This is a genomic window from Acidisoma silvae (assembly GCF_020618775.1).
Classification (GTDB): domain Bacteria; phylum Pseudomonadota; class Alphaproteobacteria; order Acetobacterales; family Acetobacteraceae; genus Acidisoma; species Acidisoma silvae.
In genome coordinates this window covers 1-10712 of the sequence record NZ_JAESVB010000039.1, presented here as the reverse complement: position 1 = coordinate 10712, position 10712 = coordinate 1, and the positions used below count along the sequence as shown (strand labels likewise).

At 58.1% G+C, this 10712-nt stretch carries 9 protein-coding genes; 5 read left to right on the top strand and 4 right to left on the bottom strand.

Annotated elements, in window-relative coordinates:
- Positions 1-261: transposase (locus ASILVAE211_RS25195; RefSeq protein ID WP_227324126.1), on the bottom strand; the 261-nt coding region annotated here is incomplete at its 3' end.
- 77 nt (positions 262-338) lie between these two features.
- On the opposite strand from ASILVAE211_RS25195, the gene ASILVAE211_RS25190 reads away from it, so the two are divergent.
- From ASILVAE211_RS25190 to ASILVAE211_RS25175, 4 genes are all read left to right on the top strand, one after another.
- Positions 339-485: a hypothetical protein gene (locus tag ASILVAE211_RS25190; RefSeq protein WP_227324125.1), complete on the top strand. Its 147-nt coding sequence runs from the start codon at positions 339-341 to the stop codon at positions 483-485.
- A gap of 190 nt (positions 486-675) precedes the next feature.
- Complete coding sequence (locus tag ASILVAE211_RS25185) at positions 676-1014, top strand: type II toxin-antitoxin system RelE/ParE family toxin (RefSeq protein ID WP_227324124.1); 339 nt, start codon at positions 676-678, stop codon at positions 1012-1014.
- Positions 1011-1292, top strand: a complete 282-nt coding sequence (locus ASILVAE211_RS25180) for a helix-turn-helix domain-containing protein (RefSeq protein WP_227324123.1) — start codon at positions 1011-1013, stop codon at positions 1290-1292. Before ASILVAE211_RS25185 ends, ASILVAE211_RS25180 begins: the two co-directional genes overlap by 4 nt.
- 349 nt (positions 1293-1641) lie before the next feature.
- Entirely contained in the window at positions 1642-1881 is a 240-nt protein-coding gene (locus ASILVAE211_RS25175) for a ribbon-helix-helix domain-containing protein (protein WP_227324122.1), read from the top strand.
- 188 nt (positions 1882-2069) lie between these two features.
- On the opposite strand, the gene ASILVAE211_RS25170 is transcribed toward ASILVAE211_RS25175, so the two are convergent.
- Both ASILVAE211_RS25170 and ASILVAE211_RS25165 read right to left on the bottom strand, forming a co-directional pair.
- Complete coding sequence (locus ASILVAE211_RS25170; RefSeq protein ID WP_227324121.1) at positions 2070-4556, bottom strand: type IV secretory system conjugative DNA transfer family protein; 2487 nt, start codon at positions 4554-4556, stop codon at positions 2070-2072.
- 8 nt (positions 4557-4564) lie between these two features.
- Positions 4565-4906 carry a mobilization protein gene (locus ASILVAE211_RS25165; RefSeq protein ID WP_227324120.1) on the bottom strand — a complete coding sequence of 114 codons (342 nt, stop codon included), beginning with the start codon at positions 4904-4906 and terminating at the stop codon, positions 4565-4567.
- 178 nt (positions 4907-5084) lie between these two features.
- Here ASILVAE211_RS25165 and traA point away from each other — a divergent pair, with 178 nt between their 5' ends.
- Positions 5085-8138, top strand: coding sequence for a Ti-type conjugative transfer relaxase TraA (gene traA / locus ASILVAE211_RS25160; RefSeq protein ID WP_227324119.1), 3054 nt, complete (start codon positions 5085-5087; stop codon positions 8136-8138).
- An 873-nt stretch (positions 8139-9011) separates the two neighbouring features.
- Here traA and ASILVAE211_RS25155 read toward each other — a convergent pair.
- Positions 9012-10490 (bottom strand): DUF4041 domain-containing protein, encoded by a 1479-nt coding sequence (locus ASILVAE211_RS25155; protein WP_227324118.1) that lies wholly within the window; start codon positions 10488-10490, stop codon positions 9012-9014.
- Positions 10491-10712: the final 222 nt, after the last annotated feature.

Below are 10712 nucleotides of genomic sequence, written 5' to 3'. Positions count from 1 at the left end.
GGTAGCACGCTTCGGGATATCGCGTTCCTGGCGAAGAATTTCATTCTCTCGCCGAAGCCGCTTTAGCTCGGCGGCGGCATCCTCACCCGGTGGTCGCCGCTCCGGCTCATCCATCTCCCGGTCCCGGCGGCGGGACAACCAGCGCGTCAGCGTCGACAAGCCGATGCCAAGATCATTCGCTATCTCCCGCCGCGTCCGGCCGCTCGTCTGGACCAGACGAACCGCCTCGTCTTCAAACTCCTGCGTAAATCGTTGCGCCATGCCTGGATAACTCCTCTATGCCAGTAGGAGCCCTCCACTTTTCTGAAGCAAGTCCAATCGAGCTTTGGCCCGAAAGCGTGGATTGCGCCGTCTATGACGGCTGGCATGGCGTAAGGCCCTCCATCGAGATGGTCTCGATCGATTTCACCGAAGCCCGCGCTGCTCGCAATGCCAGGATCGCGGCCAGCGTCCCGGCCGACGATCTGTTTGCCTGGGCGGCGTGAGAGTGAGCGCCGGGAAGGCCAACCGGCGGCCTTCCCGGCGATACGACCGCGTGACGCGTAGGCTCTTGCCCTCGCAATACAAAGAACTTGGCCATCGTTCCAGCCGACGATCCGCTCGCCGGTTCAGCTTCAAATAGGGAAAAAGGAAAAATCGTCCTTGCAAAACATACAAAATTTTGTATATTAAGCTATGAGCTACCCTAAGAACGTCTCATTTCGCGGCACTTCACTTGCTGACTTACGGTCGTTTCCGACAGAGGCCCGGAAAGAGTGCGGCTTCCAGATCGGCCAGGTGCAAATTGGGCTAGACCCTGACGATTGGAAGATCATGACTTCTATCGGCCAGGGGGTGAAGGAGATTCGTGTTCGTGATGACGCAGGAATTTTCCGCGTTGTCTATATCGCCAAGTTCACCGAGGCAGTCTATGTTTTGCATTGCTTTCAGAAGAAAACACAGCAAACCGCAAAATCGGATATAGACTTAGCAAAATCCAGGCTCAAAGACCTTTTGAAAGAGAGAAGCAAATGAGCAATGAAACATTTAGGAGTGTCTGGGATGCGATTGAAGACACTCCCGCTGAAGCTGAAAACATGAAGCTGCGGTCAGCGCTTATGATGAGCATCAAGGATTATATTGCGCGCAACAATATGACTCAGGCAGAAGCAGCAAAGGCTTTTGGCGTCACACAGCCCCGCATATCCGATCTGAACCGTGGCAAGATTGGGCTTTTCGGGTTGGATGCTCTTGTAACTATGGCTGCCGCCGCCGGGTTTCATGTTGAGATGAAAATTCTCCAAGCTGCCTAAGGCAGTCTCTACCGCAGCACGAAAATCCGGACTTTCTACGCACGGCGGGGCGGTAGTTTCTCCGGTGCGCCTAAACGATAAGCGCGACCGTATGGAGCGTCATGCTCCCTCCCGTTGCCCGCGAAATCCGTGAGCGTGCCCCAGCTGCGCCGGGGACGGGCTGGCCAGCGCCGCATTGAGCGGTTGTAGGGCCTCGACCCTGATACTTTGGGTCTGAGTCAAAGATTGAGACCCACCGTCTCTACTGTCCGGCATCAAACGTTAGGCCGGAATCTGGTCTAGTATTTAAATTTGCTTAGAAAAAGATACTTCGTCAGTGGTTGCAGCATGTTTTGTGGGGGAAGTTTCAGTGTCGGAGAAAGTGGCTATAACGATTGAGCTCGAACCCGAACTGCTCAAAGAATTCAAACGCTTTTCGGACGCAAAACATCAATCCCCCGAGGAGGCGGTCCGTGAGCTGATGCGTGAGTTCATAAACAAGCGTCGAAAAACAGCTCGACAGACTGCGGAAGCAATCTGCTCGGATAGCAAGGGCTACACCCTGGGCGGTATTTCGATCCGCGAGTTGCGCGATGAAGGGCGTCGCTGATGTGAAGACGACCATGGCCTGGGATATTTTGAATCAAATACGGGGGGATTTAGCCCCAGATAACCTGGGTTTTTTGGGCAGTGAGATATTTTGAAGCACAGTCGTGGATTGCCGGACGGCGAAAGCCGCTCTGCCGGCAGACCTGGGAAGCACCCACCAGACTTGGTCTGTCTGGTGGGTGGTGACGGTTATTCGCCCGCTTTGGCGAGATGCATGGGGTTGGGATCGAATTTTCCCGCGTAGGGCGCGTCGGTCAGATAGTTGAGACGGAAAAGCAAATACGGCGCCTCCCTGGAGATCATGACGATCGGTTGCTCCGGCCCCAACCGCATAACCTCGTCCGGGGTCATCAAAGAACGGCTTTGAACATGCTCGTTGGAGCTGACGGAACCTCCGTGCTGGCCATAGCCTGTGGATGTGGAGCTGCCGCTTGTGGTGAAGCTGACGGTGAACTGGCCGAGCGCATCGCTGAGATATTTGGCGGTGTCGTAGTCGGCCGTGCCGAAGAACTGCTGGGTGGTATTGGCGAGGAAGCTCTGCCAGCGGGGATAGACGGCTTTGAGCTGCGAAAGGTCCTGCACGAAGAGCCAGAACTGGGCCCCGTAGCCGCGGAGGATGGTGATGTTGTCCGCCAGGCTGTCCATGCGGCCGAGCTGGCCGAATTCGTCGAGGAAGAAGGCGACACGCGCCTCCGGCTTGCCCTGGGTTGCCGTCATGGCATTGAGCGCCAGGCCGATGAAGCCGCGCACGAAGCCGAGGCTGGGCCGCAGGCGATCCGGGGGGAGGGCGATATAGACCGTCATCCGGCGGCGCTTGAGGTCGCGGAGATCGAAATCGCTGCGGCTGAGCGTGGCGGCAAGACGCGGGTCATCCAGCCAGGCGGTGTGGCGTGTCGCCGTGGAGAGAACAGAGGCCCGTTCCCGCTCCGGGCGGTTGAGGTGTGCCGTCGCCGTGCGGGCGACAATCCGGTGCCCGCGCAGCGGGTCGTCGAGCATATGGGCGAGGGTCTCCGCCCAATCGTCCTCAGACCCCGTTAGAATGGTCCGCAGCTCGTTCATGCAGCGCCGCTCGGGCGGCAGACCGGCGACATAGATCAGCAACCCACGCACCAGCTCGCGCGCGGTTTCTGTCCAGTGCGGATCGGTCTCCTTGCTCGTGGGAGCGATGAGCATCTCGGCCATGGCTCCGGCAAGCGCCACGACATCCGGATCCTCAGGATCGAGGGCATCGAGCCAGTTCATGCCGTGGCTTGGAGCGCCCGTGATGCCGAAGGGATCGATCAGGAAAACGTCCTGGCCGGCTGCCCGCCGCGCGCCGGCGGTGACGGCATAATTCTCGCCCTTGAAGTCGAGCACGAAGGCCGAGCCCGGATAATCCAGGAGGTTGGGGATGACGGCGCCGATGCCCTTGCCGGCGCCGGTCGGGGCGCAGGTAAGGATATGCCCATCCTGCCGGAAGCGGCCATCGGCGAGCTTCCCCGTGCCGTGCAGCCAGCCTAGGGCAAAAGCGTCGGATGGCGCGCCGGGGGCCAGGTGATTGCGATCGGTCGCCTCCTTCACCGCGCTAAAATGCGCCGTGCCATGGGTGCTGGATCCCTGACCCATGAACGATGCTTTGACCCATGCCGGGACGAAGCGCCGCCAACCAAAAAGCAGGATCACGAACAGCATCAGCCATACGACAGCGACCCAAATACCGTTCGGAAAAATTCCGACTGCGAAGGGCAAAAACGCGACTAACCAGCTGATGGCTGCAGCCACAACGATGACAAGAGAGTAACCGAGGGCGTGGCGAAAGCCATAAGTGGCTGTGTTGCGCTTAAGGCTGAACAGCATGAAGACGGCACAGACAACGACCAGACCCAAAAGCCCGCTCGGAATGGCGCTCAGCCGCCGCCAGGTGCGCGGCAAATAGTGCGATTGATTTGGGTGCGCGGCGATCGACGCCTGTAGAATATCCGACTGTGTTTCCGCGATGCCGGCGTCATCCGGTCCGGCCGCTTTGGCGATCGCGGTAGAGGCCGCGTCGGTGTCGATTTTACCCTCATCGGCGGCTTGTGCTCCTGCGACGGCTGCCTGATGCGCGCGGAAGACAGCAGCATCCGTCTCGGGTGCGATGGAATCGCTTGTCTCGACGACGGCCTCGTTGAAGGCTGCCACCATCATGGCACCCCGGTCATAGACAGCATTCCGATCGACGATGAGAAGCCTGGGGTCTGCAAGCCGCTTTTGGAGGATCCGAAAGCCATCGCCCAGGCTGGCCGGGATCGGCAGCTGGAAATCCTGGAAGCGCTGCCGCATCCAGGCGAGCATATCCGCAAAACGGTTCTCGTCGGACGCCTGAGGATGGTAGGTGGCGGCGATCACGTCGGCCGATGCCGCGAGGACGTTCAGTGCATCGATGACGGCCTGCTTGTCCGTCCGGTTAGGATCGCGGGACGCACCTGTGACCACATCACTGGCCGAGGCAACCGACGCCGCGCGCTCCTTCCAAATTTGCGCGACGGCCGTGCCTTCACAGGTATGCGTGCCGTCAGGAAGATTGGGCACGGCCCAGTCGTTCAAGCAGCCGGGAATGGAGGAAGAGGGGCGCTCAACATCGGCCAGGCTATCGGCATGGGCGGAGACCCACGATCCGAGCAGGAGGACGAGCGCCAGAGAGAGAAGGGTGCGCATGTCCGGTCTCAAACACCCGCATCGTCATCGCCGACAGCGGCTTCAATCTTGGCGCGCTTCTTATCGCCAAGCTTGCCGCCTTCGAGCTTGTATTGCTCGATGCTCCAGCCCTCGAAGGGTTCCTTGTCGTTCGGGCGATCAATGCGGGTTAGCAGGGCCGCGAGGTGATGCGCCCATTGCTTATCCTTGGATGCCGCGTCGAAGAGCAGACCGCCCGCTATGATCTTGCGGCGGGTGTCGAGCTTGCGTTCGGTCTCAGCCAGTCTGGCCTTGGCTGCCTGTAGCTTGGCGTTATGCTGATCGGCCTTCTCTTGAAGGCGCTTGATCTGTTCTGGTGTGACTTTAGACACGGTCATGCTCTCGGTTGTATCGACCGTACCTATTCAAACTGGATGATGACATTGCAACATAACGATGCAATGTTGGAATTAAAATGATTCGAAATGTCAAGCCTACCCGACCGAAATTGTGAGGGAAGGGCGCACTTACGCCTTGCTGCGCAAGGCCGTGCTCGGTAGACGAGTCACCGTGGCGATCTATCATTTGAGCATGAAACCGATCTGCCGCTCTCAGGGGCGGAGCGCTGTCGCGGCCGCGGCCTACCGCGCGGGCACGGTTCTGACGAACGCCCGCGATGGCGTGACGCACGACTATACCGGGCGCGGCGGCGTTGTGTGCAGCGAGATTGTGCTGCCGGCGGGCGTCGATGCGGCTTGGGCCAGGGACCGGAGCACGCTGTGGAATGCCGCGGAAGCAGCCGAGAAACGGAAGGATTCCCGGACCGCACGGGAATTCGTTCTGGCGCTGCCGCATGAACTGGAGGAAGGCGCGCAGCGGGATTTAGCACGCGGCTTTGCCGCCTATCTAGCCGACCGCTATGGCGCGGCGGTCGATATGGCGATCCACCGGCCGGACGAGCGCAAGGATCAGCGGAACGCCCATGCCCACCTGCTGATGACGACGCGCCAGGTGACGCCGGACGGTCTGGGGGACAAGACGCAGATCGAGAAGAATAATGCGCGGCTTCAGGCGGAGGGCCTGCCGCTCTCGCACGATCAGCTGCGGGATATACGGCAGGTCTGGGAAGAGCAGGCCAATGTCGCGTTGGCCCGAGCCGGGCATGACGTGCGGATCGACCACCGCAGCCACGCCGAGCGGGGTCTTGAGATCGAGCCGACCCAGTATGTGGGCGTGCATGCGACGGCCACCGCAAGCCGCGGGAAAGAGGTCGAGCGGCGCCGGATCGATCCCGCCGCTGCCGCCCGGAACGCCGAGCGGATTGCGACGCGGCCGGAAGAGGCTTTGCGGATCGTCACGGACGAGAAGAGCGTCTTCGATCAGCGCGATATCGCCCGTCTGCTCCATCGCACTATCGACCAGCCGCAGGCCTTCCAGGCCGCGATGGCGAAGGTCATGGCCTCTCCGGATTTGATGGAGCTGCAGCCTGAGCAGCGGAATGCGCAGGGCCGGGTGGTGCAGCCAGCCCGCTACACGACGCGCGATCAGTTTGAACTCGAGCACGATATGGCGCGGCGGGCCGACCGGATGGCGGATGGCGAAATCGGATCGTTCGATCGTGCTGTTGAAGCGGCCATGACGGATAACAGGCTACGGCGGCACAGCAAACTGTCGGACGAACAGCGGAACGCGGTGCGTCATGTTTGTGGAGCGGAGCGGATTGCGGCGGTCGTGGGTCTGGCGGGTGCGGGCAAGAGCACGATGCTGGCGGCGGCGTTGGACGTCTGGAAAAGCGATAGTTTGGTAGGGGGTGTTTATGGTGCGGCCCTCGCCGGGAAAGCCGCTGAGGGTCTGGAACAGGCGTCGGGCATTCCGTCACGGACATTGGCCTCCTGGGAGCTGAGTTGGGCGCATGGCCGCAACCAGCTTAAGCGCGGCGATGTCTTCGTCATCGACGAGGCCGGCATGGTGTCCTCGGCGCAGTTGGCGCGGTTTGTGAAGGCGGTCGATGAGGCCGGCGCCAAGCTGGTGCTGGTGGGCGATCCCGAGCAGTTGCAGCCGATCAATGCGGGAGCGGCCTTCCGGGCGATTGCCGAACGCACGGGTTTTGTCGAGCTGGAAGGGATCCGCCGGCAGACAGAGGCCTGGCAGCGGAAGGCCTCCGTCGATTTTGGCCGAAGCCGGGTCGCTGACGGCTTGAAAGCCTATGACAATCATGGGGCAGATCGCGACCGGGCACGCGCGGCGATCGTCCGCGACGTGATGACGGATATGGCGTCGAACCCCGAGAGCAGCCGCATCGTACTGGCGCATCGCCGGGCGGATGTGCGGTCGCTGAACGATGAGATCCGGGCGGCCCGAAAGGAGCAGGGCGCCCTGGCCGATGAGGCGCGTTTTGAGACTGAGACGGGCGAGCGGCAGTTCGCTGCCGGCGACCGGCTGGTGTTCCTCAAGAATGACAGCACGCTCAAGGTGAAGAACGGCATGCTGGGCACGGTCGAGATCGCCAAGGATGGCGTCTTGCTGGTGCGGCTGGACGGGGAAGGGCAGGCACCAGGACGGAAGGTGGCGGTCGAGGCCTGGAGTTATCAGGCGGTCGATCATGGCTATGCGACGACCATCCACAAATCGCAGGGTGCGACGGTCGACCGGGCCTTCGTGCTCGCCTCCGAGAGCATGGACAAGCACCTGGCCTATGTCGGCATGACCCGGCATCGGACCGAGGCGCGGCTCTACGCGGGCCGCGATGAGTTCCGCGATCTGACGGCACTCTCCAGCCGACTCAGCCGGTCCAACGCCAAGGAAACGACGCTCGATTATGCGCGCGCCGGTTACGCGGAGCGCCGGGGCATGGTGCCGCGCAGCGAGATCGTCATCCCGGAGCGAACGCCGCCGGCTACGCGCGGCGCGGAGCGGGTAGGGCAGGATTCGCTTCGCGCAAAGACCGTTGCAGTGCGAGAGCGGCCGGCAGAGGTCCGTGACGCGGTCGTGAAGCCCGAGACGAGGCGGGATGCCGTTCGCCGGGAGTTGCAGGGCTACGATGACCGGTCCCTCGATCGCGTCAGGGATGCCGACAAAGTTCGCGATCGGGACGCGTGGAGGGATCGGCCCATGACGGTTGAAGATTCCGCCCGGGATATCTCTCCGGCCTATGCCGCTGCCGCCGATCGCGCTGGCAAACTGGCGGAAGAGGCTGCCCGCAATGCCAAGAGCATCGAGCATTACACCGGGGTACTGAATTATCATGCGCGGGTCAGAGAGGAACTGTGGCAGGCGATGGGAGCCGTGGCCCGGCTAGCCCAACGTGCAGGGATTATTCGCCCCGACCAGGATTATGAGCTGCAGGACAGCATGGTGGCGTTTGCCGAGCGTGAGCTTAAGCCCGCCGTGGCCGAGCGGGAGGTACTGGCAAAAGACCTCTCGGCAGCCAAAGCCACAGCAGCGGTGGCGCTACAGAAAGTGCAGCCTGCGGCGGAGGCAAAGCTCGAGGAGATACAGGAACGCGCGGCGCTTGCCCGTGAGCTTTGGCCGGAAAGAGCGGAACAGCAGCGCCAACGGCAACGCCTGCAGCAGGAGCGCTCGCGTGAGCAGGACCGGGGACGAGATCAGGGCATGGAACGATGAGTAAGGGCCTCTTCAAGCTGCATGTTGGGCCGGGCGCCTTCATGCTGTATTCGCGGGAAGCGCTCAAAGCGAAGGTGCGGAAGGCCCAAGCCCTAAAGGCGCAGGCGCGGCGGCGGGAAAGGCAGCAGGCGAGGCTCAAGAAGTCCCGGCAGAAAGCAAAGGGGCATAGCGACTTTCTTCGGTCGCCATGCCGAATCAGATCAATGTCCCCTTTTAAAAGGGGAAAAATTCATGCTTGTCGGATCATCGTATAATTTCTCGACTATGTTATTGGCGCCGAAATTGACCGTGCCTATCTGTCGGCTTCCTATTACGTTCACGATGTATATTGATTGTGTATCCCTGCGATACTGCCCAATTCTCAGCCTCTCTTTGCTTGTCGCATTCATATAAAAGTTTCTCTGTTCCCTCTTCTTCCACGGCATGATGCGGGTTTGGTTCCCAGCCTTGTGGGTTCTTAACCTTAACAATATCTACTCGTTTGGCCATTTCGTCACCTTTTTATTTTTATTGCGGCGTAGTTGTGGAAATCTTCGAGTTAGGCAGATGCCTTAGTAGAAAATTATTTCTAATTCGATACAAAAACTTTTTCAAGAGCTTGATTGTTTAATTCTGACATTTTAGCCGGGCGATTTGAGAGAGGGCACGCAAAAACCGCTTTTATTAGAGAGTTTTTTTGGATCTTGTCTTATGTAGTTTTCATGAATGGGGACGATGCTGAGTGTGCTTCTGCAGCAGTTCTCCGAGTTTTTCTGATTAACGAAAAATACCTGCTGGCGCTGCCCCATCTTTTCTATGCCTAAATTAATATCTGATAATCCAGTTTATCAGGCGCTGATATCGAGAAGCTCAATAAAATTTTTTGTCATTGCATCATAAAACTGCAGGAAAAACTTCACGAGCGTTGGGCTCAGCCAAGGCTTGTTGGCGTCTGGAAAGGGTTTCGTGGTATTCCTGAGCCTCAACATCACGGAAGAACGGCGCTGTCGGTGCTAGTCGCTTTACAGTTTCTTCGACATCATCGATTTTGGCACGAAAAAACTCCTTCCTGTAATTCTGAACATTGATACGGGTCGATTCAAAAGCGCTGTGAAGAGCGCGCTCTAGAACAGGTGCATCATCGCTGTAAATTATGGCGTGGACGTCAAAGCTGAACGGCACGCTGGCATCGCCGAGCTCTCGGACGCGATCAAGGGGGTCTAGGCGCCGAGTCAACCCGATTTTGACTACGCCGTCTCCGAATGAGCCGATGTTGGAGACAATATAGACGTAGCCTGAGCGGGTTCGCTCGGCGAGAGCTTGTGCGCGCACAACCTTAGCGCGAGCCGCGGCAAGATCCTTCTCGAGGTCGCCAATTTTCTGGCTATAAGCGTCGAGTTGCGGTCCAACAATGTCAGCAGCCTCAGCCTTGGCTTTTTCTAAAAGACGCGAATAGCGAACCTCTTGTTCCTCGGCCTCTTCTTTGTCTCGTAACAGTCGCTGTTCCTCTCGTGCCAGGCGCATTGACTCGGCTCGATCCTCACGCTCTTTCTTTAGTTTCTCTCGATGCTCATGAGTTAAAAACAATTCGCACAATTTGAGCTGAAAAAACTGATCAGTAATTTTTATTTCGTTAGACGCATTCAGTTTTTCTAGCTGGCTTTTGGCTAGAACAATGCGGTTTTCCATCGCTTTAACATTATTCCATCGCGTGTTTGCGATGACCACGTCGCACTCGTTATTAAAAGCACGCAGAGAAAGTCTAATATTACGATTAGTCATTGTTAAGCCTTGTGATTGGCTACCGTTTAGACTCCAGGTTGTCGTGCAGATGACAGCGCTTTTTTGAACGATAAGCTGTTTCTGCGCTTGGCGAACCTTTTCAATCTCTGCCTTGTACTGTTCGCTATCTAAAAAATCGAAATGAGGTTCATAAACACCCATTTCTGCGAAAGCGAGGCGCTCATCGAATAGAGCCATCTCGGCGAGCATGCGATCGTAGACAGATTTTTTCTCTTGGTAGTCTTTTCTTAGGTCGGTCAAATGAGCTTCGTTTGCAATAAGACTAGTCTGAATCCGAGCCTCTTCGCTAATCCGCATTTCTTCGTATTTTCCGTGCAATTCTGCAATTTTATTTTGACAAGATTCGACCAATGACGTTAGCCGTTCTTGCTCATCCTTCAGGTTAGTAATGGGTAGAAAGCGATTGCGAAGCGCTATGCTTTCACGCCGTTCTTCTTCGGCATCATCGTTGGCCTTTTTTAATTGCGCAGATGTTAATCGTAGCCGTGCTGCCAGGAGCACCACTGCAATTATAGCTACGGCGAGTGCCGCTGCTACAATTTCTATGGGAGCAGATAAAGCCAATGTCATAGTGACCTCAACCTATATTTTGGCTAAGGGTTGCGGTCTGCCTTGTAGAAGTCAATTGGTCTCGAAGCTTGTTGGGTAGAAACGGTTTGAGATAGTCACCTTGGATGAAGACTGTTCATAGACTATATTTTAAAGTCGTTTACCTGTTACCTGTGGTGGCTGTCCTACAAAAATAGTCTCTCAAGTTGGACGAAGATGACCGGGCCTGTTGGCGTCCCTGCA

What these genes read in the sequence shown, in the direction of transcription:
- ASILVAE211_RS25180 (WP_227324123.1), top strand. Translation starts at nt 1,011, where the DNA reads ATGAGCAATGAAACATTTAGGAGTGTCTGGGATGCGATTGAAGACACT.
- ASILVAE211_RS25155 (WP_227324118.1), bottom strand. Translation starts at nt 10,490, where the DNA reads ATGACATTGGCTTTATCTGCTCCCATAGAAATTGTAGCAGCGGCACTC.
- ASILVAE211_RS25170 (WP_227324121.1), bottom strand. Translation starts at nt 4,556, where the DNA reads ATGCGCACCCTTCTCTCTCTGGCGCTCGTCCTCCTGCTCGGATCGTGG.
- ASILVAE211_RS25185 (WP_227324124.1), top strand. Translation starts at nt 676, where the DNA reads ATGAGCTACCCTAAGAACGTCTCATTTCGCGGCACTTCACTTGCTGAC.